The sequence below is a fragment of the Turicimonas muris genome, assembly GCF_002221595.1.
GTDB lineage: Bacteria > Pseudomonadota > Gammaproteobacteria > Burkholderiales > Burkholderiaceae_F > Turicimonas > Turicimonas muris.
This window is the reverse complement of sequence record NZ_NHMP01000006.1, coordinates 124,433-148,032: the sequence shown is the minus strand read 5'-3', so window position 1 is coordinate 148,032 and position 23,600 is coordinate 124,433. Positions and strand designations below refer to the sequence as shown.

23 protein-coding genes and 2 pseudogenes are annotated in these 23,600 nt (G+C 45.2%); 10 read left to right on the top strand and 15 right to left on the bottom strand.

Going from position 1 to position 23,600, the window contains the following annotated elements; genetic code table 11:
• Positions 1-194: 194 nt before the first annotated feature.
• Positions 195-1,472, bottom strand: a complete 1,278-nt coding sequence (locus ADH67_RS10055) for a nickel-dependent lactate racemase family protein (protein WP_066593876.1) — start codon at positions 1,470-1,472, stop codon at positions 195-197.
• Positions 1,473-1,759: 287 nt separating this feature from the next.
• Between ADH67_RS10055 and ADH67_RS10050 the strand changes: the two genes are divergently transcribed.
• From ADH67_RS10050 to nadD, 4 genes are read left to right on the top strand one after another with little or no spacing between them, the layout of a single operon-like run.
• Positions 1,760-2,482 carry a YebC/PmpR family DNA-binding transcriptional regulator gene (locus ADH67_RS10050; RefSeq protein ID WP_066593878.1) on the top strand — a complete coding sequence of 241 codons (723 nt, stop codon included), beginning with the start codon at positions 1,760-1,762 and terminating at the stop codon, positions 2,480-2,482.
• Between the two features lie 30 nt (positions 2,483-2,512).
• Positions 2,513-3,790 carry a phosphoribosylamine--glycine ligase gene (purD, locus tag ADH67_RS10045; protein ID WP_066593881.1) on the top strand — a complete coding sequence of 426 codons (1,278 nt, stop codon included), beginning with the start codon at positions 2,513-2,515 and terminating at the stop codon, positions 3,788-3,790.
• The gene (locus ADH67_RS10040; protein WP_066593882.1) at positions 3,791-4,510 is read left to right on the top strand and encodes a hypothetical protein; all 720 of its coding nucleotides are present in this window, start codon (positions 3,791-3,793) and stop codon (positions 4,508-4,510) included.
• Between the two features lie 5 nt (positions 4,511-4,515).
• Positions 4,516-5,166, top strand: a complete 651-nt coding sequence (nadD, locus tag ADH67_RS10035; RefSeq protein WP_066593883.1) for a nicotinate (nicotinamide) nucleotide adenylyltransferase — start codon at positions 4,516-4,518, stop codon at positions 5,164-5,166.
• A 66-nt stretch (positions 5,167-5,232) separates the two neighbouring features.
• Here the strand turns inward: nadD and nrfD (ADH67_RS10030) are convergent, their stop codons facing one another.
• The 13 genes and pseudogenes from nrfD (ADH67_RS10030) to ADH67_RS09985 form a co-directional block, all read right to left on the bottom strand.
• Positions 5,233-6,120, bottom strand: coding sequence for an NrfD/PsrC family molybdoenzyme membrane anchor subunit (gene nrfD / locus ADH67_RS10030; protein ID WP_066593884.1), 888 nt, complete (start codon positions 6,118-6,120; stop codon positions 5,233-5,235).
• On the bottom strand, positions 6,117-6,695 hold the full coding sequence (locus ADH67_RS10025) for a 4Fe-4S dicluster domain-containing protein (protein ID WP_066593885.1): 579 nt from the start codon (positions 6,693-6,695) through the stop codon (positions 6,117-6,119). The genes nrfD (ADH67_RS10030) and ADH67_RS10025 overlap by 4 nt, the downstream gene beginning before the upstream one ends.
• 2 nt (positions 6,696-6,697) lie before the next feature.
• Entirely contained in the window at positions 6,698-9,271 is a 2,574-nt protein-coding gene (locus tag ADH67_RS10020) for a molybdopterin-containing oxidoreductase family protein (protein ID WP_066593887.1), read from the bottom strand.
• Between the two features lie 563 nt (positions 9,272-9,834).
• On the bottom strand, positions 9,835-10,128 hold the full coding sequence (locus tag ADH67_RS13815) for a group II intron maturase-specific domain-containing protein (RefSeq protein WP_066593888.1): 294 nt from the start codon (positions 10,126-10,128) through the stop codon (positions 9,835-9,837).
• Positions 10,129-10,493: 365 nt separating this feature from the next.
• Complete coding sequence (locus ADH67_RS13675; RefSeq protein WP_255202382.1) at positions 10,494-10,622, bottom strand: hypothetical protein; 129 nt, start codon at positions 10,620-10,622, stop codon at positions 10,494-10,496.
• Positions 10,623-11,051: 429 nt separating this feature from the next.
• Complete coding sequence (gene nrfD, locus ADH67_RS10010; RefSeq protein WP_066593890.1) at positions 11,052-11,939, bottom strand: NrfD/PsrC family molybdoenzyme membrane anchor subunit; 888 nt, start codon at positions 11,937-11,939, stop codon at positions 11,052-11,054.
• Complete coding sequence (locus ADH67_RS10005) at positions 11,936-12,514, bottom strand: 4Fe-4S dicluster domain-containing protein (protein WP_066593891.1); 579 nt, start codon at positions 12,512-12,514, stop codon at positions 11,936-11,938. The genes nrfD (ADH67_RS10010) and ADH67_RS10005 overlap by 4 nt, the downstream gene beginning before the upstream one ends.
• A gap of 3 nt (positions 12,515-12,517) precedes the next feature.
• Complete coding sequence (locus tag ADH67_RS10000; RefSeq protein WP_066593892.1) at positions 12,518-15,091, bottom strand: molybdopterin-containing oxidoreductase family protein; 2,574 nt, start codon at positions 15,089-15,091, stop codon at positions 12,518-12,520.
• Positions 15,092-15,479: 388 nt separating this feature from the next.
• Positions 15,480-16,631: a C4-dicarboxylate transporter DcuC gene (gene dcuC / locus ADH67_RS09995; RefSeq protein WP_236578547.1), complete on the bottom strand. Its 1,152-nt coding sequence runs from the start codon at positions 16,629-16,631 to the stop codon at positions 15,480-15,482.
• On the bottom strand, positions 16,628-16,819 hold the full coding sequence (locus ADH67_RS13530; protein WP_236578549.1) for a hypothetical protein: 192 nt from the start codon (positions 16,817-16,819) through the stop codon (positions 16,628-16,630). The genes dcuC and ADH67_RS13530 overlap by 4 nt, the downstream gene beginning before the upstream one ends.
• Before the next feature lie 23 nt (positions 16,820-16,842).
• Positions 16,843-17,742: pseudogene (locus ADH67_RS09990) on the bottom strand (M20/M25/M40 family metallo-hydrolase); the annotation flags it as partial.
• A gap of 21 nt (positions 17,743-17,763) precedes the next feature.
• Positions 17,764-17,889, bottom strand: coding sequence for a hypothetical protein (locus tag ADH67_RS13670; RefSeq protein WP_255202381.1), 126 nt, complete (start codon positions 17,887-17,889; stop codon positions 17,764-17,766).
• A gap of 393 nt (positions 17,890-18,282) precedes the next feature.
• On the bottom strand, positions 18,283-19,410 hold the full coding sequence (locus ADH67_RS09985) for a metallophosphoesterase (protein WP_066593893.1): 1,128 nt from the start codon (positions 19,408-19,410) through the stop codon (positions 18,283-18,285).
• Between the two features lie 133 nt (positions 19,411-19,543).
• Here ADH67_RS09985 and rsfS point away from each other — a divergent pair, with 133 nt between their 5' ends.
• The 6 genes and pseudogenes from rsfS (at position 19,544) to pdxY (ending at position 23,060) form a co-directional block, all read left to right on the top strand.
• On the top strand, positions 19,544-19,918 hold the full coding sequence (gene rsfS, locus ADH67_RS09980; RefSeq protein ID WP_066593895.1) for a ribosome silencing factor: 375 nt from the start codon (positions 19,544-19,546) through the stop codon (positions 19,916-19,918).
• Positions 19,915-20,382, top strand: coding sequence for a 23S rRNA (pseudouridine(1915)-N(3))-methyltransferase RlmH (gene rlmH, locus ADH67_RS09975; RefSeq protein ID WP_066593897.1), 468 nt, complete (start codon positions 19,915-19,917; stop codon positions 20,380-20,382). Before rsfS ends, rlmH begins: the two co-directional genes overlap by 4 nt.
• 1 nt (position 20,383) lies before the next feature.
• A pseudogene (locus tag ADH67_RS13810) lies at positions 20,384-20,991 on the top strand (Maf family protein).
• A gap of 27 nt (positions 20,992-21,018) precedes the next feature.
• The gene (locus tag ADH67_RS09965; RefSeq protein ID WP_066593898.1) at positions 21,019-21,615 is read left to right on the top strand and encodes a chromate transporter; all 597 of its coding nucleotides are present in this window, start codon (positions 21,019-21,021) and stop codon (positions 21,613-21,615) included.
• A complete protein-coding gene (locus ADH67_RS09960; protein ID WP_066593900.1) occupies positions 21,612-22,139 on the top strand; it encodes a chromate transporter in 528 nt (175 codons plus the stop codon). Before ADH67_RS09965 ends, ADH67_RS09960 begins: the two co-directional genes overlap by 4 nt.
• A 21-nt stretch (positions 22,140-22,160) precedes the next feature.
• Complete coding sequence (pdxY, locus tag ADH67_RS09955) at positions 22,161-23,060, top strand: pyridoxal kinase (protein WP_066595863.1); 900 nt, start codon at positions 22,161-22,163, stop codon at positions 23,058-23,060.
• Positions 23,061-23,117: 57 nt separating this feature from the next.
• On the opposite strand, the gene ADH67_RS09950 is transcribed toward pdxY, so the two are convergent.
• On the bottom strand, positions 23,118-23,525 hold the full coding sequence (locus ADH67_RS09950) for an FKBP-type peptidyl-prolyl cis-trans isomerase (RefSeq protein ID WP_066593902.1): 408 nt from the start codon (positions 23,523-23,525) through the stop codon (positions 23,118-23,120).
• Positions 23,526-23,600: the final 75 nt, after the last annotated feature.

Here is a 23,600-nt window from a genome sequence, read left to right as displayed (position 1 = left end):
TTGCTATCTGCTTCTTTCAGCCTGTACATCACTGCACACACCTTGCAGATTCGCTAGCTCTTCCCACTAGCGGGCGAGCTCGGGACTTTCACCCTTTAGATTGCACTCATGCCGAGCACACAAAAAAAGAGACGGATTTACTTGTCCGTCTCTCCCTAAAAGTAAAGATTGTGTTCTACCAAGAAATAAGTAGATTATTTCTCTTCAAGACGAGGTACCGTCAAGCTTCCTTCAGGCATGAGAATAACTTTACCGTTTCTGCCGATCTTTACTTCAGCAGCGGCGAGCGCCTCCTCGAAAGTATCAAAAGCGCCTTCAAATAACATTTCTCTAGCCATCTTGCGATCGAGACTAGATACGAGATAGAACTTGGCTTTTTTCATCAGACGCGTCACCGCAAAAGCTTTGTTCGCTCCGATTTGGAAGTTCTTCTCTAATTCTGCTCTGATAGCATCCGGAGAACCTAAACGCTTGCAGGTTTCTTCCAACACCTGAGAGCCGCTTCCTTCGACACATTCGGCAAACAGAATAACAGCCCCATCTTGCTTTACCGCGCAGACGGCATTATCCATTGTCTTCTGCATTTGATAGACGTTAATATCCTTCGGATAACCACCGCAGGAAGCAACCACGATATCAGCCAATTCTGGAATTTCGCAGCCGTAAACCTTATCAACAAATTTGCAAGCTTCCCGGTGGGCTTTAAATACATCTCCCGCAAATACTTTCAAGATTTGATGATGAGCATTGAGGACCGCGTTAAATAAGAAAAGAGAGCGTCCTTTAGCAAAAAGCTTTACACCTTCTACCTGATCCTCATAGCAGGGATTTCCATCCATCCGGCCGATAGCAGCTTCCGGCTGAAGCATAAAACTGTGATTGACTCTAACGGTTTCCATAGCTGCACAGCCCGGAAGAATAGCTTTTCTGCCGCCACCGTAACCGCTGAAGTAGTGGTGAACGATACTTCCTGTCAAAATAACGTGGTCAACATCGCAAATATGTTTGTTGATCCAGACAGGCGTACCACGGGAAGTGGTTCCAAAATATCTGAAGTCTTCTGTCTGGGTAGAGATGCTGTTATACATCCTTACTCTAGAAGCTACGTTTTCGCCTACGGCTCTAATCATTTCTTCATGAGTCATGGCTCGATGCGTACCAAGAGAGAAGAGAATATGCATATCCTCGTCTTTGACGCCAAGCTTGTTCATTTCATCAAGAAGAATAGGCATGAATTCAAATGAGTTTGCTACTCGGGTCAAATCATTGCAAATAAAAGCGACCTTTTGACCGGGCCGAACAATTTGATCGATAGAGGGAAGAGCAACCGGGTGATAAAGCACATCATGAATTGCAGCTTTCAGATCTTTGATAGGATCGAAAGGTTCAGTCCTTACCTCTTTAATAATTCTTTCTTCCTCTAAAGAGAAAGTTTTTTTGCCTTGTCCGTAGGCAAACTCAAACGTCTTCATTGATTTCTCCTGCATGCTTTCTGAAACGTTTCGTAAAATCTTGCAAAGCATGGCATAAAATCACAACTTTTACATTAATTGACAGGGTTAATACTTAATTAATTTTCCTTAAGCATTCAGTTTTCGAACAAAAGAGAACATGTTGGCAAAAAAGTTTTCTTAATTCCTACTCCCAGCTAGAGAAGTCACATTGTTTTTCAGGAGTTTTCTTTTTGTAAGACGAAGAATTTTCAAAGCAAAAACCTCTAAAATAATCATTTATCTAAATTTTAAGAAGGATTCTAAGAATGTCCGGACATTCCAAATGGGCCAATATTCAACATAGAAAAGGTCGTCAAGACGCAAAGCGTTCCAATATTTGGACAAAGTTAATTCGTGAAATTATTGTTGCCGCTCGTCTTGGCGGAGGAGATGCAGACAGCAATCCTCGCCTTAGACTCGCTCTTCTTAAAGCCAGAGGTGCCAACGTTCCGAAAGATACAGTTAACAACGCTATTCTTAAGGGAACCGGCAAATTAGAAGGTGTCAGCTACGAAGAAATTCGTTATGAGGGCTACGGTGTCGGCGGTGCAGCTCTAATTATTGACTGCACAACAGACAACAAAACCCGTACGGTTGCTGATGTCAGACACGTCCTCTCAAAGAACGGAGGAAATCTCGGTACAGATGGGAGCGTCTCCTTCATGTTCAAGCACTGCGGCTATTTCTTGTTTGCTCCCGGCTTGAGCGAAGACGAAGTTATGGAAGTTGCCTTGGAAGCCGGTGCTGACGATGTTATCACTGACGAAGAAGACGCCATTGAAGTCATCTGCTCTCCGCAGGCCTTTGAAGAAGTCAATGCTGCTTTTGAGGCTAAAGGTTGGAAACCCGAAGTTGCTGAAGTCACCTGGAAGAGCGACACAGAAACTGTTCTCTCCGGAGAACAGGGCGAAAAAATGCAGAAACTTTTGGATGCTCTCGAAGATCTCGATGACGTTCAGCAAGTTTTCACAACAGCTGTTATTGAATAATTTCTAAAATTACTTTATCTCAGGGTCAAAATGAATATTCTTGTTATTGGAAGCGGCGGCAGAGAGCATGCCCTTGCTTGGAGACTGGCTCAATCTAAAAACGTCTCTAAAGTTTATGTTGCACCCGGCAATGCCGGAACTGCCCTAGAGCCTAAACTCGAAAATCTTCCGATTCAAGATCTAGATGAGCTTGCCACCTTCACTGCTGACAACGGAATCGCGTTTACCGTTGTTGGACCAGAAGCTCCGCTCGCTAAGGGCGTGGTAGACCTCTTCAGAAGCAAAAGCTTGAAAATCTTCGGACCGACTCAAGCTGCAGCCCAGTTGGAATCCTCTAAAGACTTTGCCAAAGCTTTTATGAAAAGGCACAACATCCCGACAGCTGAATATCAAACCTTCTCTGATATTGAAAAAGCTCATCAGTATGTCAATAAAAAAGGTGCCCCTATTGTTATTAAGGCAGACGGTCTGGCCGCAGGCAAAGGAGTCATTGTTGCTTTAACTGACAAAGAAGCCCATGATGCTATTGACTTTATGCTCGGCGAAAACAAACTAGGCGATGCCGGTGCAAGAATAGTTATTGAGGAATTCTTAACTGGTGAAGAAGCAAGCTTCATCGTGATGGTTGACGGCGAACATGTCGTTCCAATGGCTTCCAGCCAAGACCACAAGAGACTTCTTGATGATGACAAAGGCCCGAATACCGGCGGTATGGGTGCTTATTCTCCTGCCCCTGTCGTCACTCAAGAAATCCATGACAAGACTATGGAAGAAATTATTCTCCCGACTGTCAGAGGAATGGCAAAAGACGGCATCCGCTACACAGGCTTCTTGTATGCCGGTCTGATGATTGACAAAGATAAAGAGGGAAAACCGACCGTAAAAACTTTGGAATTCAATTGCCGTTTCGGCGACCCTGAGACTCAGCCGATTATGTCCCGCCTCAAGAGCGATTTTGCAGAGCTCATCCAAGCCGGCATCGACGGCAAGCTTAATGAAGTTAAAGTTGAGTGGGATCCTAGATCTGCCCTAGGCGTGGTGTTGGCTGCAGAGGGCTATCCTACTTCTCCGCGTAAAGGGGATGTCATTGCAGGAATTCCTGAAGAAGACGACTCCACTAAGACCTTCCATGCCGGCACTAAATTAAATGGTAAGAAAGAAATCGTTACTTCCGGCGGACGTGTGCTTTGCTGTGTCGGCTTAGGCAGCACTTTGAAAGAAGCACGTGACAAAGCTTACTGTACGGCTGAAAAGATCCACTTTAACGGGTGTCAATTCCGAAAAGACATCGGCCACCGCGCTCTTTAAATGTATTGTAAAAACCGACTTTTTTCTCTTTTATGTGCAGCTGTCTTCTCTACCGGTGCAGCTGCGCAAACCGTTGTTCCGAAAGTTGTACCTCCGAACAACGATAAAACGCCTGCTCCTTTTTCTTATCCTGCCGATTTTGCCTCTCCGACTTTTGATCAAAAAGAGAATATCGGCAGTTATCTTCAGCTCGGGGTTTTTGACGTAATACTCGGTCAAACGCCTCTTTCTATTGCAATACATGTTTTGGGAGGAGAACTTCACTTTACGCAGGATAAGACGCCCTTCCTTTGCTATTCCGCCCCAGTTCCTGAGATTCAGCAGAAAGTAAAGACTAAGAAGAAGACAGAAGAGAAAGAGGAAGAGCCCGCCGAGCCATTTTTTCAAAATATTTGGCTGACTGTCGGCAGCAGAGGAGAAATCTCGGAGGCGAGACTGCAGAAGCTCAATGCCACAGCGCAAATGTGCCCACCTCTTCCTGAGGCCTACCGGGAAGTATCAATCAACGGCATATTCATCAATGAAACCGCTAGGCAATTAAAGAGCCTGGTACTTCCGGAAATGTCAGCTGAAAACGAAGAAAGCCAGTGGAAATATTGGTTCAGTCTTTTGCCCTCCGATCGCCCTGGGTACAATGAGGCAGGCTTATTCGGCATCAAACTCGACAATGATACGGTCGATCAGATCATCTCTGTCAGCATTCCTCTTAAGGCTCAATAGTTTCTATGAGAATCGGCATCTTCGGCGGAAGTTTCGACCCCGTTCACTCGGCCCACATTCAAATGGCCTTAGGAGCAAAATTGCAGCTGAATCTTGACGAACTTTTTTTAGTCCCTACCCGGCCCTGGCAAAAAACTGCCAGGGCTTCCGATGAAGATCGTCTCGAAATGCTAAAAATTGCGTGCGCTCCTTACAGCTCTCATCTAAAAATTGATACTCGGGAGCTCGTGCGCGCAGGGCAATCTTATTCCATTGATACAATTTTCTCTTTCAGAAAGCAATTCGGTCTGGATTGCAAATTATTTTTTGTAATGGGGGCCGATCAGTGGAGGAATTTGACTACCTGGGTACAGTGGCAAAGATTTCCAGAATTAACAAACTTAGCCGTTTTCAAGAGAAACGGGATAGCCTTTTCGGATCCGTATAAGGCTAAATACAAAGTCTTACCTGCAAGCGACTCTAAAAACTGCTCAGCGTTCGGGGGGATCTTCCTTCTGAATCTTCCGGAACAGGATGTCTCTTCTTCTGCGATTCGACAAATTCTGTTTCAAGAACCTTCTCGAAGCTCATCTATTGTTGGTCTCGATCCAAACGTCCATAACTATATTCTGGAACATAAACTTTACCTTCCCAGAGAAGGCTCTCATAAGGCATAACGTTTTTTGTTTGCAAAAATTAAAAAGGCCGCTCGAAAGCGGCCGATAGTTCTCAAAGCGACGGTCTTAGAAAATAATTGGATCGTAATAGCCCGCAAAGAGGATTGACGCTCTTAGCAAGAGTGCGCCGATAATACCAAGGACGGCACTGCAAGCTAAAATCTTGTGACTTCTGGTCAGCAAATTCAGCAAAAGAGGAATCACTGAACCAAAGATGATCACGCCAAACCAGAACATCGTAGACTGCGGTCCACTAATAAGACTTTCGGCACCGGCTCTTGCTCCGGTCAAAGCGGAACCTAAAGCAACATGGACGAAAGCAAAAATTGTAAACAGTTCGGCGATTTCAACCCAGAAGGCGGTTCTACGGCTCCAGCGGACAGTATCAGGATTAATCAGTTTGAAAATCATGAGCAATTCGATGCAACCAATGGAACTTGCCATTCCGGACATGATCCACAGCAACGGAATCAAAGCGGTATTCCAAAGAGAAATGCCTACAGCTTGAGTCAACAAGAAGCCTGAATAAATCGTGCAGCACACACCGAGCAATGCAAAGATGCCGTTAAACCAATCAGACTGTGCCATTGCCTGCCACTTCTCTCCTTTGAAGAAAATGCCAGCGCAAATAAAAGAATAAAAGACAGAAGCAATGCACAAGATTGACAGTAAGCAGATACCGATCAGCATCCACGACTGGAGATTGAGGGCCAAATCCATTAAGGAGCTAAATACTGCGATCGGTAAATTCAGCATGCGCCCCAGATGGCTGACGACCAAGAGAGTGCCGACGATGCCTGAAACAGTCAAAACATATACGAAGTTTTTTTGACGAATCCAGTAATTTAAGAAGAATCCCATGCCTGCTAAACCAACAAGCCAAAGGAATATTGCAATTGTCCAACCCCAGTGGGCGGCTTGAAGCTGAGGTGTAAGTGAGGTTAATTCAATCATTTTGACACCACTACGTAAAAGTTAGGCTTCGTGCCTTTGTTAGGCATAAGCAATTCTGTACGGCATGAAGCAATTTTTTGAGAAATTTCACTCTTTGGATCAAGAACATCTCCAAACAATCTAGCCTCAGCAGGACAGGCTTGAACACAGGCCGGCTGCTGACCGTCTTGAATCAGCTTCATGCAGCCTTCGCTAATGCATTTAACCGGCAGACCGCTGTCAGGATGAGACCACCTGGCATCGTACGGGCAGCTGGCAATGCAGTAATTACAGCCGACACATTTGCTTGGGTCGTTACGAACCAAGCCGTTTTCATCGTAATAATTGGCACCGAACGGACATGTTTTTACGCATGGAGCATTTTCACACTGCTGACACTGAACAAGAAGATTAACCGGACGGTTGGTTTCGGATCGATAAACTTTGATATTGGAAGCCGGCAGGTTTGTCCCCGGAATATTTCTATTCATCATTTCCGGAAAATTAGTCTGGGAGCAGGCCAAGATGCAGGCTCCGCAACTGATACATTGGGTTGCATCAAATAGATGTGCGAGTTGTTTTGTTTTTGCAGCCATTTCTAGCCTCTCACTTTATTGATTCGAACAGAGCAGTTATTAGCCACGTTTCCGAAGAAGGGCTGAGCGTATCCCGTGGCGAACCAATGGGAGTTAATTCCTTCTTTGACAAATTGATAGTTAGGATCGAGCAAGTTCTTTGTTCTCACGCCGCCGGAGAATCCGAATGCGAAGACGGCTCCCGGAATAACTTTTTTAGTCACAGTAACAGCAGCTCTTCCCTTTGCTTTGGTATCAATACCTTCGATCTCGACAATCTCATGATTCTTGATGCCTAACCTTGCAGCATCTTCCGGATTTATCCAGACAGTCCTGTCGCCTAAATATCGAGTGGGTTCCGTAAACATGTTCAAGCCGGAACAGGTTTGACAATTCTTACCAGACACCAAAACAAATTCGTTGCTGTTAGGTTTCGGGGCCGTGTAAGCCGGTGCCGGAACATATCCGGTAATAGGGGAAACGGCCTTTGAACAAGCTGGATTTGAAAGGCTCTTGAAAGAGTAGATTTCAGCTTTTCCGGAAGGTGTTCCGAAAGGCTTTTTATATGGATAGACGTCATAAACCTTAGGTTTGATAGTGGACCATCCTTTAGTAGCCATGTCTTCGCAAATTTGTTTACCCCAACCCGGGACAGCTTTCTCACAATCGGCAACAAGCTTGTCATATCCACGTTGTGCAAATGCATTGAAATACTGATTGAACTCTTCAGCTGTCTTGCATTCTTTATAGCCGACTCTTTCGGCTCTTTCCGGAAAAGCTCTGCGGAGGATTTCAAGAAGAATCCAAACGTCATGACGTGCATCGCAATCTTTAGGCGGTGTAAGCTGAGGATCTGACAAATAAATGGAGCCGTCTAATGCCCATTTAACACCGGATATATCTTTTCGTTCTAAAAAGTAAGTGGCAGGGAGAACATAGTCAGCATAGTCCACAATTTCTTGCGGAAGGACATCCTGAACAACACAAAGTTCAAGTTTCTTTAGATGATCAGCCAACTTCTGAGAGTTTGCTTCGCGGTGGAACATTGTTGTACCAACGAAGAATGCAGCTTTAACCGGATACGGCTTGCCTGTTGCAGCAGCCTCAAGTGCGACTTTAAAAGTCCCTGCAGCATCAGGATAAACAATTTTGTCTATACGCTTTTCCGGCGCCATCTTCCATGTTTCACCGTTCGGGCCTTTTCCTGCTGACACACTTGGAACCTTCAAGCCTGCACCTGCAGTCACAACCAAACCACCTTTAGCATCAATGTTTCCGTTGATAGCATTAGCAATAGAGATTAGCTGGTAAAGCTGTACGTCAGTCCCGTTTTTGGAACTGTACCAACCATCGTCAATTACACCTTTAAAATCGGCAAATTCTTTAGCGATTCTGCGGATTGTTCCGGCAGGAATTCCAGTGATTTCAGAAGTTTTTTCCGGTGTGTACTCGGCCATTTTCTCTTTTACAAGAACAAAGGCTGACTTCACGGGAATGCTAGTTCCGTCAGCTAATTTAACTGTTGAGCCAGCGTTGAGATCGGCTTTAAAAGCAGGGTCTTCATCGAATCCAACAACAATGCCTTTTTCATTTTTCTTGAGGCCACGGAACGAGATATTGCCTTTGGAATCCATTACGACATACATGGATTTGCTGCCATTAGAACAAATATCGCTCTGAGTTAAAGGCTGTCCGTCTTCTTTAATTAGATAAGCGCCGTTCGTATGCTTTTCAATGAAAGAAAGATCCGCAGTACCTTGTGTGATCATCTCGTTAATTAAGGAGGCCACGAAAGCCCCGTCCGTCCCCGGACGGATAGCGACCCAGTCGGCATCACCGTAAGCAATGTCGGGCATACGCGGATCAATTGAAACTACTTTAGCACCGTTTGCTCTTGCTTGATTTAAAGTATGAAGAGCCCCCATCGAAGCTCCCATAGAGCGTCCAATCAGGATTAAGTAACGCAAATTGGCATAATCCGGTTCCATCTTTCCAGCCCCGTCAAAACCTTTGCCGAAAACCAAATTGCGGCCTGCGATGCCTCCAGCGTTGCAGGAAGATTGATGTCCGATATTATTTGGAGAACCGAGAGGGAAAGTCAGCCACTTGCTGTAGCCGGAGAAGCTGTGGGAGGTAGAAACTACACTGCTTGCTCCGTTTTTCTGAACGATGTCTTTAAGTCTTGCAGCGATATCATTTAAAGCTTCATCCCAGGTAACTTCTTCAAATTGGCCAGCGCCTTTTTCTCCTACACGTTTTAATGGTTTACGTAAACGCAGAGGATGATTCCACACCCACATGGCCGCCGCGGAGCGACCGCAATATCCTTGCTGCGGGTGACCAGGATTGGGGAAGATACGAACAGAATGTTCAGAGAGCGGTTCACCATCTTTGCGCATAGCGAGCAAACCGCAGAAGGCGCCGCACATGGTGCAAGCTACAGGATGTTTTGTCCAACCTTCTTTTTCAAGTTTTTCAATTTTTTTGGCAAAAGCCCAATTATTGAGTGCAGGAGCCGCTGCCATAGAAGCGGCAACTGCGCCGCCTTTCATCAACGTCCTCCTTGAGACAGAGAGGTCGATAATTTGGTTACTCATAGTTAAAGTCCTACTTGGAATGGGGTATTACTACCGGGTAGGTAGTCCAAAAATACTAGGACTTTTACCATTTGAAATAAATTGGATATTTAGCTTACAACACTTATCTAATAAGGAAATCCCTTATAAATTAATTAAATTTAAACAAACCTCATATTATTTCTGAGCTCTTTATGAGATTTGCTTTTCCTTCGTAACCTAAGTCCTCAATTCGCACACTTTATGTTCCCGCAATTGAGTAGGGAGGTTTTTTCCCGTCCCTCTCACACCGCAATTTACTGGCGTGCCGTTCGGCACCAGGCGGTTCCTTAATCTAGTTGGAGTCACTGTCTCTACCATGAGCGACAGTTCTCCAGCCACACCCATCCTCCTTGATTTTCAAACCTCTTTCCCGTTAGGGAGGAATGTAGAACCCAAGAACCCGCTATTCTCCAATATACTTTGGAGCTGTATCCCCATTGATAAGCTTAGCCTTTAGCTATTCCAAACTTAACAAGGGCTCGTATTCTTGCTCTCGGAGTTTTCCAGATTTTCCAATACATTTGCCTAATCCGTCTTCTTATCTACTGCTCGAATTTCAATCTTTCATTCTTTGTCAGCCCGTATTTGAAGTAGTTAGCCCAGCCTGTGATAAATTTTCGGAGTTTACTTTTGCACTTCCCCAATCCTAGCGGACATCTCCTATCTAGTATTTCTCTGACTGTGTTCTTGAATTTCTTCCTGCTCTTCTTATAAACAGCAGTTTTCCATTCTTCTCCCCCACTATCCTTGTTTCGTCTTTTATAAAACGTGTACCCAAGGAATTTAACGTCTTGACTCAGATGACATATCTTGGTCTTGTCCTCGTTTACTTTCAAAAATAACTTCTGTTCGATAAACTTCTTATGACCTCAGCTGTCAAGTCAGAACAACTGATAGTTTGTAATAGCATCTTTCATTCATATTCTTATCCGACTTTTTTCAGCCGTACGAATGTTCGACAAACATGCTCATCAAAGTCTAAGCATTCAAAAATATATTGCTGCTCAAGTTTCCACTGAATTTATGTCTCTAATTAATGTAAGATGCCTTCAACCGACAAATTCTGACTTGACATTTTTAAAGGTTAATAACTCCCTTGCCGAAATTTATTTTCGGTAAAGAAACTTCTATTTTCTTGTACGAAGCTTACTTATACAGCAATTCTTTCCTTGTAGGACACGCAGATTGATTTGAATACACGTTACACACCGTTATAAATGAAGATAGTCTTCTTATTCGACATATTGGTTGAGCTCATATGCTCATGGTCATGATGAATACCATCTCTCATTCCTTTGTTTTTTCTAAGTCTTTGCTGACTTTCGTTCATATCAGGTTTTATGAAAGATTAAAGTTTGGTCCTTCACTCACACTCTTGAGCTACTATGGCCGTTGCTGACTTCTCTGCCTTCGCTGTTGCTACGACTTCTGTCGCGACAGAGACCTCCACGGGTAAGTACAACATCTTTTCTTCCATATATCTGCCATATTTACCACTCCGGTTTCCGTGTAGGTATTGGACTTTGCGTTCTTTTGCACGCTTATCTTCCGGATAGGCCTGTATGTGGTCTGTTCGTCAGACCAGAACTTTGCCGCCGGCTTCCTTCACCCGACAGGTCGCCCCTGCCGGCTTGTCTTAAGTTAGGTCTTAGCCCTACCAGCTCGACCACGGGACTTGCACCCGCTAGATATCGCACATGCCGTGCGCACAAGACAACGGCCGCCCAAAGGCGGCCGCGTCTTTAGTCTGAGCAAAGAATTAGAAAACGATTGGATCGTAGTAACCGGCGAAGAGAACCGAAGCTCTAAGGAAGAGTGCTCCCATAATGCCTAACACGGCACCGCAGGCTAAGACCTTGTGATTCTTAGTCACCAGATTCAAAAGCAATGGAGTTACACAACCACAGATAATCACACCGAACCAGAACATAGTTGACTGAGGTCCGCTGATAAGACTTTCTGCACCGACGCGTGCACCGGTCAAAACTGAACCTAGCGCAACGTGGAGGAAGGCAAAAATTGTGAAGAGTTCTGCAATTTCAACCCAGAGAGCGGTTCTGCGGCTCCAACCTACAGTGTTAGGATTGATAAGCTTGAAAACCATCAAAAGCTCAATACAACCGATAGCGCTGGCTAAGCCCGACATAATCCAAAGCAGTGGGATCAAAGCTGTATTCCAGAAAGGAATTCCGACAGCCTGAGTCAACAAAAATCCGGAATAGATTGTGCACAAGACACCAAGGGCTGCAAAAATAAAGTTAAACCAGCTTGACTTAGCCATCTTCTGCCACATTTCTCCTTTAAAGAGAATACCGGCGCAGATTAGTGAGTAAAAAACGGCCCCGATGCACAGCACTGACAGCAAAACAATACCGATGAGCATCCAGGACTGTGTATTAAACGAACCGGCTGACAGAGCACTGAAGAGGGCAATCGGCAAGTTCAGCATGCGTGCCAGATGGCTTGCCACCAACAGTGTGCCTAAGATTCCGGAAACTGTAAGAACGTAAACGAAGTTCTTCTGACGAATCCAGAAATTCAAGAAAAATCCCATGCCGGATAAGCCGACCAGCCAAAGGAACATGGCAATTGTCCAGCCCCAATTTGCGGTTTGAAGCTGAGGTGTAAGAGAAACTAATTCAGTCATTTGGACACCACTACGTAAAAGTTAGGCTTCGTACCTTTATTAGGCATAAGCATTTCTGTACGGCTAGAAGCAATTTTTTGAGAAATAGCGCTGTTCGGATCCATCGTGTCGCCGAAAAGTCTTGCTTCAGCAGGACAAGCCTGGACACATGCCGGCTGTTGTCCGTCTTTAATCAGCTTCAAACAACCTTCGCTGATGCATTTGACAGGCAGACCGGTATCCGGATGAGACCATCTGCAATCGTACGGGCAGCTGGCAATACAATAGTTACAGCCGACGCATTTGCTCGGGTCATTTCTTACCAAGCCGTTTTCATCGTAATAGTTAGCTCCAAACGGGCATGTGCTTACGCATGGAGCGTTTTCACATTGTTGGCACTGAACCAAAATATTGACCGGACGATTTTCTTCAGAACGATAAATCTTGATGTTTGAAGCAAGTAAATTTCTTCCCGGAATGCTTCTGCGAGCCATCTCGGGGAAGTTGGTCTGAGAACAGGCCACAATGCATGCACCGCAGCTGATGCATTGAGTGGCATCAAACAGGTGTGCTAGTTGTTTTGTCTTTGTCGCCATTTTTTAGCCTCTCACTTTATTAATTCGAACGGAACTGTTATTGGCTACGTTGCCAAACATCGGCTCCGCATAACCTGTTGCGTACCAGTGAGTGTTAATACCTTCTTTAACGAATTGATATTCCGGGTTAATCAAGTTCTTGGTACGGATACCGCCGGAGAACCCAAAGGCAAACACAGAACCAGGAATGACCTTGCGAGTCACTGTTACCGGCGCTGTCGCCTTAACCTTGGTATCCAAACCTTCAATTTCAACAATTTCTTGATCTTTGATGCCAAGTCGTGCTGCGTCGTCGATGTTCATCCAAACTGTTCTATCGCCCAAATAACGTGTAGGTTCAGTGAACATATTCAACCCGGAGCAGCTATTGCAGTTTTTACCTGAGACCAAAACAAACTCATTAGAGTTAGGCTTCGGTGCCGTATATGCCGGAGACGGTTTGTAGACAGGGAACGGAGTAAAAGATTTCAAAAATCCCGGATCAGAGAAAAGCTTAAAGGAATAGATCTCAAGTTTGCCGGACGGTGTTCCGAATGGCTTCTTGTACGGATAAATTCCATAAACCTTCTTCGTAATCGTAGACCAACCTTTTGTGGCGATATCTTCTTGGATTTGTGCTTTCCAACCCGGTTTTGCCTTATCGCAGTTATCAAGGAACTGGTCGAAACCACGCTGTGTAAAGGCATCAAAATACTTGTTAAACTCCTCGGCTGTCTTACACTCTTTATAACCTACACGCTCGGCTCTTTCCGGGAAGGCTCTGCGGAGGATTTCAAGAAGAATCCAGACATCGTGACGAGCTTCGCATCCCTTAGGAGGTTCGATCTGCGGATCAGACAGATAAATGGAACCGTTCAGAGCCCATTTAACGGTGCTCATTTCCTTTCTTTCCAAGAAATAAGTTGCCGGAAGAACATAATCGGCATAATCCACAATTTCTTGAGGAAGAACGTCCTGAACTACGCAAAGTTCAAGTTTTTTGAGGTTGTCTGCCAGCTCCTGGCTGTTAGCTTCTCTCTGGAACATTGTTGTTCCGACAAAGAAGGCAGCCTTGATAGGATACGGTTTTCCCGTTACAGCGGCCTCGAGAGCTACCTTGAAAGTCCCTTCTGCATCAGGGTAGATAATCTTATCGATTCTCTTTTCCGGAGCCATCTTCCAAGTTTCGCCGTTAGGCCCTTTACCTGCGGCAACGCTTGGGATCTTCAATGCGGCGCCGGCTGTAACTACCAAGCCGCCCTTGACATCGATGTTGCCGTTAAAAGCGTTGGCGATGCAGATTAATTGATAAAGCTGAACGTCCGTACCGTTTTTAGCGCTGTACCAACCGTCGTCAATAACGCCCTTGAAGTTAGCGAATTCTTTTGCGATAAGACGAATCTTAGCAGCAGGAATACCGGTAATTTCTTCTGTTTTTTCCGGAGTGAACTTTGCAAGTTCCTCTTTAATAAGAACAAATGCTGTTTTAACGGGGCACTCGGTACCGTCGGCCAACTTAACGGAAATGTTGGCGTTAAGGTCTGCTCTGAAAGAAGGATCTTCATCAAATCCAACAGCGACTCCTTTGTCGTCTTTCTTAACTCCGCGGAAAGCTAAATTACCTTTACCATCCGTCACTACATAAAGCGATTTGCTTCCGTTAGAAAGTAGATCTGCTTGGGTCAACGGGGCACCGTTTTCCTTGATGAGGTAAGCGCCGTTAGTGTGCTTTTCAATAAAGGCAAGATCGGCAGTACCTTGAGCAAGCATTTCGTTGATCAAGCCGGAAACAAGAGCAGTGTCCGTGGCCGGGCGGATCGGCACCCACTCGGCATCACCGTAAGCCATATCCGGCATTCTCGGATCAATAGAAACAACCTTGGCTCCTCTTGCACGAGCTTCGTTCAAGGTGTGAAGAGCGCCCATAGCGGCACCCATTGAACGGCCGATCAAGAGGATATAGCGCAGATTTGCATAATCCGGTTCTAACTTGCCTGCACCGTCATAACCTTTACCGAATACTAAATGACGGCCTGAAATGCCGGCGGCATTGCAGGAAGATTGATGGCCGATGTTATTTGGTGATCCAAGAGGAAAAGTAAGCCACTTAGCGAAACCTTGGAAGCTGTGAGAAGTCGAAACAACACTGCTCTCACCATTTTTTTGAACGATGTCTTTGAGTCGGGCAGCGATGTCGTTTAAAGCTTCTTCCCAGGTTACTTCTTTAAACTGACCCTCTCCTTTTTCACCAATGCGTTTTAAAGGCTTTCTTAAACGCAATGGATGGTTCCAAACCCACATAGCTGCTGCAGAACGTCCGCAGTAGCCACGCTGGGGATGTCCGGGGTTGGGGAAAATTCTGACCGTTTTTTCGGAAATAGGCTCGCCTTCTTTGCGCATAGCCAAGATTCCACAGTAGGCGCCGCACATAGTGCAGGCTACAGGATGTTTGGTCCAGCCTTCTTTTTCGAGTTTTTGGATCTGTTCGGCAAAAGCCCAATTATGGATCGCAGGTGCTGCTGCCACTGCAGCGGCCGCTGCACCGCCTTTCATCAACGTCCTCCTGGAAACAGAGAGGTCGACAATTTTGTTGCACATAATATTAGTCCTACTATCGTTTGGGGTATTGCTACAAGTGAGTAGTTTCCCTAATTTTACTCCTTTCACCATACCTAACAAATTGGATATTCAACCTAAACCGTTCATATATCGGATAATTGGATGAGAGATCTAATCCCCACAAATAGGTATATAAATTTGAATATGAGTGAGGTTTATTCCTATGGAATCTTCTTTCCAGGACAACGAATATCCCTTGCGCAGCAGGCTCTTACCCCAGATAGGTATATTTTCTTTAAATCTTTTCCTGCTCTTCCGACAATAAATTCAGCCCGTCGATATAAACTCAGCGACGGGCTTTTTGACTTATTCTTTCCAGTGAGAGAATCTTTAATTGTTTCAACAAACTGAGAAAAATTTTTAAATGTTACAACAACATAAGAGTTCGCAGATAGGTCACAACAATCGCAATCACCATAACGGGTATTGTTCTTCTAATGAGATCAAAAGGATTGAGTCCGCTTAAGCCGGCAACCGCGATAGTCACGCCTGCGATCGGGCTGGAAGAGCGAGCCATACCGCTGGTTAACTGCAAAGGCGACATCATGAACGCTGCATTGAGGCCTACCTTAGAGGCAATATCCGGAATCATCGGCGCAAAACTGAAGAAGGCAGCATTACCAGATCCCATCACGAAGGCGGATCCTACAACAATAAGGAACATCACGGTAAATACCGCATAACCTCCAGCCTGCATACCTGAGACGGAGTTAATAATTTCCGCAATACCGCCGGACTTTGTTAAACCAGCAGCAAAGACTTCGGCACACACAATCAGGAATACAGTCGAAGTGAACACCTTACCCATACCTTCAGCGAAGGTCTTCAAGGTACCGATAGATTCTTTCAAATTCTTCCTTCTTAATCCGTCACAGAACAAAGAGATGAACATTGAAACCAGCAAAGCTGTCACAACTTCCATTCTGATGCCTTTATAGACAAGCGGCGAAAAGACAAAGAGCAGAATAACCGGAATCAACGGGAAAAAGGCATACAACAAAGGTGCGTTAATCGCTTTGGAGTCTTCTTGGGTTAATTGCGGAACTTTAAAATCTTCTTTGGTCAAAATGCCTTTAGCTAAGTCACGCTTATCAAACCAACGTTGTATAAAGAAATGAGCGATCAGCATAGCAATCACAGCAGCCCAGCCCACAGACCATTGAACATTCAGGAAGAAATCCATGACGTGCATTTTGGTCAATTCAGCAGCCAAAAGGTTGTTACCGCCCGATGGACCGAAGCAGCAGCATCCGCCTGCAAGAATGGTCGCTGCGGCGGACTGACGCGAGATTCCGGCCATCACCATCACCGGATATAACGAGACCATCAAAAGCAGCGCCAAGCCAGCAGCTGAAGGAATGAAAACATTCAGAACTAAGCTGAGAGCAAAACCTAAAACCATAACGATGTACGGAGCTTTGATTATCTTCAGCGGCCTAACACTAAGTCTTACCAAAGCACCTGAAGCACCGATCTTATCCATGTAATAAGTAAAACCAGCAATAGCCATGATGTTCATGCCGAGACCGGCGGTTCTGGTCTGGAGCAGATTGGTAAAGATCTGATTAACGGCTCAGGACTAATAACGGCAACCACGGCCAAAGTAACAAGACCGACAAACAAAAGAGCACCGGGAGCGTAGTATTTTTTGAAAATCAGATACGCCACGGCAAGAATTGAAACGATAACAATGCCAATACTTAACATAAAGTTTTCCTTTCAGCTTGAGATTATCGAGGTTGTTTTTCTAATAAAGGTTCAGTTACACCGTTTACACCGACCAAGGTCAAGGCGGTTAAAAATGCAACCTGCGGACCTTGGAAGGCATCCTCCGCCTCCCACCATTCGCTCAATGAGTGGTTGTTAGCCTCTATGCCACCAGCTCCTAGAGTAGTTGCAGGAAGACCATAGAAAAGAGGCACGTTCTGGTCAGTTGCAGCTAAAGTATATTTTTCCAAAGGAATACTCAAGGATTGGAGAGTTCCGTAAGCGGCCTGAATGACGGAAGCGTCATCTTTATTTGCGCCGGCCGGTCTGTCTCCGATTTGTTTAATGATCAAGCGAACGGCGTTTTCGCCTTCAAGATTCCAACGATTATTTTCTTCGTCACAGGCTTCTTGAATGGCTTTGAGAACTCTTTTAACAAAAGCGTCCAAGGACGGCTGGTCTACGCTTCTGATATCAAGTTCGGCCTCTGCACGCGCTGCGATGGCATTGACGCTTGTACCGCCTTTAACAACACCGAAGTTGAAAGTGCATTTCGGTTCAGTCGGAACCTGGAGATCGTCTACTTTAGTAATGGCACGGGCCAAACCATGGATAGAGGAGCCGACAATACCGAACTTGTGAAGACTGTGAGCGCCTAAACTTTCAAAAATAATACGGTAACGTTTGCAACCCACGCTTCCTCTGAGAATTCTGTGAACGTTAGCTGAGTCAATGGCAAGCATTCCGTCATAATCGTTCTTGACTTTAAAGAGAGCTTTACATCCGCGTAAATCGCCGTTGCCTTCCTCTCCTAAAATTCCGACAAAAACAATATCGCCGACTGTCTTGATTCCTTGTTGAGTAATGGAACGAGCTACCTGAAGCAAAGAAACCAAGCCGGCAGCATCGTCAGAAATACCCGGTGCAAAATATTTGGTACCTTCTTAAGAGACTTTAATGGGCGTCCCTTCTTTGAATACGGTATCGATATGTGCCCCGATTACCAATGTCGGTCCGTTTCCGATTCCTTTAAGTCTGCCGATAACGTTGCCGATTTGATCTTGATGCACGTCAGGAATGCCTGCAGCAGCCAGAAGCTGAGCGAAAACCTTAGCTCTTTCTTCTTCGTGGAAAGGAGGAGCCGGAACTTCGGTCAGCTGAACCTGTTCGTTGATTCTTTGCTGATGTTGCTCTTCTGCCTGAGCAAGTCCTTTTTCTACCGCCGGACAAGCTCTAAGTTTTGCGATTAACTCTTGAGTTTCTTGAGTACAAATAGGTTGATGTTCTTGTGATATTTCATTTCCTCGGGCTGTATTTCTACGAATACATATTTGACGATTTGAGCAACCGAATTGATTATCTGAACTTAATTATTAATTAAATACCGTCTTTCTATTATGAGGTACAACCAGAAGTCACTTTAAAACAATTAAAAATCAACAAGATAGTGCGTAAGAATAAAGCTAATTTTCCAATTTAACTAGGGTAATTTCCGATGGAACACCTAGTCTCATGGAAAAACCGTTCCAGAGGCCGGTGCCTCTATTGACGTAGATTTGCCTGCCGTTTCTTTCATAAAGACCAAACACGAGACCATCATTGAAATAACCGACTAGCGGATACATAAAGAGAAGATGGCCGCCATGAGTATGACCTGACAATTGAAGCTCAAATCTTTCATTGCTTCGGTATGTAGTCTTAGGCTGATGAGCCATCAAAATTCGAACTGCCTCGGCCGGAGTGCCTTCAAATGTTCGCTGCAAATCAGGAGAAGGCATATTAAATCTCGAAGCTCCGAAGTCAGTCGTACCTCCGATGACTAAAGGAGCTCCATCTTTAACAAGCACGACAGAGTCATTTTCAAGCATATGGACTCCTAAACCTCGGAGAGCCTTCATCCAGTCTTGGTAACCGGAGTAGTACTCATGGTTGCCGGGGACGGCATAAGTTCCGTACGTCGATTTCAATTCTTTTAAAACTTCCAAGTCCGGCAATTCTCGACTGACTCTGCCGTCAACAAAATCCCCCGTAATTAAAACTAAATCCGGTTTTACAGCATTAACTTTTCGAACAATCTGGGCAAGCCAATCTCGGCTCTGGACAACTCCGATATGAAGATCGCTTAGTTGGACAACCTTCAAGCCTTTCCATTGAGCAGGAAGATTTTTAATAGTTATCGTCTGCTCTCGAACATCCGGGACTTTTATTGCCTGCCAACACCCGTAGAGTCCAGAGAACAAGGCGATGCCCATCAAAGTAAATAAAAAAGAATTTTTATTAAATGAGAATAGAATGGTTACGCCCCATTTCCTCAACAGGAACAATCCAATGGAAGCGATGTCTTTCAGAATAAGAAGAAAAACCAGCACCACCAAGGCGCCGTACGCTACTTCCATGACAAGCATCACTTCTTTCGAGACGGAAGGACTCAGCCAGGTACCGCCTCCGGATGTATAGATGGAATATTTTAAGCCGGCAAGTACGATGACTAAACCCAGAAGAATTTTCCATCCATAAGAAATCTTCAGAGGCAGCACTCCGCTGCAAACCGCATAAATAATTAGAAAGGCAGAAGGAACAATAAGGAACATGTAATTTCTATCCGCATGCTTTGTCAGAATCAAGAATATGAATATAACGATTTTCGTCTCAAAAAATCAAAATGTTTCAACTTAATAGTTTGAAACTGAATACAATAGAAATACTGATACTCAGGAAAAATTAATGGATATTAGAAAGCTTCAAAGAATTATTGTGAATGCTTTGGAAGACGTAAAAGCTAAGGACATCCAAGTATTCAACACCACAAAACAAACCGCATTATTTGACCGCGTCATCATTGCCAGTGCCAACTCCAACCGTCAGGCACGAGCATTGGGTCACCACGTTTTCTGTGAAGTCAAAGAGAACGGCGGGGAAGCCGTAGCTATTGAAGGTTTAGAAACCGGAGAATGGGTTTTAGTTGACTGCGGCAATGTCATCGTTCACATTCTTCAGCCGGCTCTCAGAGCTTATTACAACCTTGAAGAGCTTTGGGGTGCACATCCGGTTAAGCTGAAGATGCTCGAAAAGCAGTCTGAAGATTCAGAAGAAAAATGAAAGTCGTTGTCATCGCCATCGGACAGAAACTTCCTGACTGGGCCAACACCGCCTGCGAAGACTACCTTCGCCGATTTCCAAAAGATTGGAACGTAGAAGTCAAAGCCCTAAAAGCCGAAGACAGAAATACCAAAACAACGGAAAAAATCATGCAGGCCGAGGCAGAAAGAATTCGGTCCGCGATTCCCAAGAACTCCGTTTTGGTTATTCTCGACGAAAGGGGAGTCGATCTCACCAGCGTCAAACTGGCATCCAAACTCAATAGCTGGAACGACCAGGGGAGAACGGTAGTATTCGTGATCGGCGGAGCCGATGGTCTGGACAAACATTTAAAGGCCGAGGGAGAGCTGATGCTTCGTTTATCTTCGCTTACCCTTCCTCATGCGATGGTTCGCGTTTTGATATTGGAACAGATTTACCGTTCTTGGTCTCTGCTGCACAACCATCCTTATCACCGAGCTTAAAGTGCATAAACCTGCTCAACTCTATCTTGCGTCTAAATCACCGAGAAGAAGAGAACTTCTGACTCAGTGGGGATTGAATTTTGAGGTGCTACTGAATCCTTTTGACGACGTGAGCGAGGAACCTTTAGCCAATGAAGAGCCGATTGACTACGTTACCCGCGTCGCTGCAGAAAAAGCTCTCTCCGTCGACTCTTATATTCAAACCGCCGGAATGACTCGATTGCCCGTTCTCGCTTCCGACACAATCGTTGAACTGGACGGAGAAATCCTTCGAAAGCCGGCTGACAAAGTCGATGCTTTTAAAACTTTAAAGAAACTGAGCGGGAAAACTCACCGTGTCATTTCTTCTGTCGCCGTAATAGACAAAAACAGAAACTTCTTCAGGACACTTCTATCTCTCAAGTGCAATTCCGGGAGCTTTCTGCAGACGAAATCCAAGAATATATTGCCACGGAGGAACCGATGGACAAAGCCGGTGCCTACGCCATTCAAGGGGGAGCTGCTAAATTCGTCAAATCCTTCAACGGCAGTTATTCAGGAATTGTCGGCCTTCCGAAATTAGTCACTTTTTCTTTATTGCAAAATTGTGGCATTACACTTTTAGGTTAACTAGAATTCTTATTTAGCCTAAAAAGAATGCCTCAAGAACCCTCTTCCATAAAACAGCCAAATAACTGTTGGGACATCTTTTGGTCCTTCACGTGCATGGCCATGCAAGCCTTCGGAGGATCAACTGCAATTGCACAGCAATTTTTAGTCGACCAAAAGCAATGGCTGACGATGCCGCGATTTCTGGAAATGCTAACAGTGTCGCAAGTGCTTCCCGGTCCAAACATCATGATTCTTTCCGTCATGCTCGGAGACCGATATTTCGGATGGCGCGGTGCTTTAGCGGCATTCTTGGGCATGATTACCTTTCCTGCAACACTGATGCTGACCGTATTCGTCATTTACGAACAGTATGCCTCCAATCCGGTCGTCTCAGCTGCTCTGGCAGGAATGGCAGCCTCGGCTTCCGGTATGGTCATCGGTGCAGCCATTAAATTAGTACCGAACATCAAAAGCAACATCATCGGCAAACCCGTTTGGATTTTGCTTCTTGCCGTGACATTCATTTCAGTCGGACTGTTTAAGATGTCAATGATCAAGGTTTTGCCTCTCGTAGGGATTCCGGCCTTTTTCTGGGCCCTCTACCGCATCGTTCAAAAAGCCAACAAGGAGCTTAAAAAATGACTCCGGCTCTCTTCTTGTTGATGTTCGGCCACTTTTTTCTGATTTCTATTTTTGCTATCGGCGGCTTCATGGCAAGCTTGCCGGGCATGTATTCTTTCTTGGTAGAAAGCAGCGGGCTGCTCACACCGGAACAATTTGCTGCAACAGTGGCTTTCGGTCAATCTCTTCCCGGTCCGAACGTTCTAATTGCCGCTGTTTTAGGATGGGCCGCCGCAGGCCCCCTAGGATGTCTTGCGACCTTCGCAGGCACCTGCCTTCCCTTCACCTTGATTGCTCTTTATGCGGGCCGTTTTGTCCGCAATCATGCCGACAGCAAAAATATCAAAGCCTATAAAGCAGGTCTTGCTCCTGTGGCAATTGGTTTATTATTTGCTACGGGATATCTTCTACTTCAAGGCAATCTGGATAACTACAAACTTTTATTGTGGGCCGCGACCGTCACGATCATCGTGTGGAAGACCAAATTTCCGCTAATACTGCTAATTGCCGCCGGCGGTATCCTCGGTGTCTTAGGAATTTTTTAATTGAAAAAACAGGATTTAGATATGGCACGCTATGTTTTAACGATGCAGTCGCATGTAGCTTACGGTTTTGTGGGAAATACAGCTGCTGTTTTTCCGTTACAGCTCATGGGATTTACTCCGATCGTCGTTAATACGGTTCAATTCTCCAACCATACCGGCCATCCGACTTTCCGAGGAGCTGTTTTCAGCAAAGAACATCTGCTTGACGTCATTCAAGGACTCAGAGAAAGAGAACTGTTTCCTAAAATAGAAGGACTTCTAACCGGCTATTTAGGCGATGTGCAAACCGGAGAGATTATTTTAGATTTAGCCAAAGAAATTAAAACTGCTAATCCGAAAGCTCTTTGGTGCTGTGATCCGGTTCTCGGCGATACCGGCCCGGGCGTCTACGTAAGACCGGAAATTCAGGGGTTTATGAAAGATGAAATGCTTCAAGGCATTGCAGACATCACAACTCCGAATCAGTTCGAACTGGAATTGCTCAGCGGTAAAAAATTAACCAGCCGTGAAGATGCCGTGGCTACCGCAAGAAAGCTTTTCTGTTCTCACGGCTGCCGGACCGTTTTCGTGACCAGCCTTCGGACACCGGACGTTCCGGAAAATGAAATTGATACGCTGGCCGTCACTAAAGATGAAGCCTGGATTGTCAAGACACCATTTATCAAGATGGCCGGAGAACAAGAAGGAGCTGCCGGAACCATGACGGCTGTAGCAGGGCAAGGAGACGTTTTTACTTCGGTGGCTTTCGGTACTCTTTTGCTGACAAATAATTTAAAAGAAGCTCTGGAACATGCCGTATCCACGCTTTACATGCTGGTGAAACTTACCCCGAAAGGTTCTCTTGATTTGCCGCTTATTGAGGCACAAAAAGAAATAACAGCCCCAAGCATTCGGTTCGCGGCAGAAAAAATCAACGTCTAGTTCACCGGATCAAAACAGGCCTCAATTGAGGCCTGCTTTTCAGATAGATTTTGCTGATTATGGCTGTTGCTGGACCGGTTCAATCACATCTTTTTCAAGCTGCCATTTACCGTTGTCCTGTACGCCGAGTAATTCAACTTCAAAAATCAATGTTGCATTAGGAGGAATTACACCGCCGGCTCCTCTTTGGCCGTAAGCCCATTGTGCCGGAATAAAGAGGCGGCGAACTCCGCCGACTTTCATGCCTGCGACTCCGCGATCCCAACCTTGAATTACCATACCTGCGCCGAGCGGGAATTCGAATGGTTCGTTTCTGTCGAGGCTGGAGTCAAACTTAGTACCGTCTTCAAGCCATCCTGTGTAATGGACGCGAACTAAGTTGCCGGGTTTAGCTTCAGCACCGGTACCTACTTTCACATCAACAATCTTGAGGTCTTGGAGATCTTGTGTGTCAATACCAAACATCGGAAATTACTCCTCTAACTAGATGGTTACATTGTGAACTTTTACGATTACCCGTGGTGAGACGATCTCTCAGAA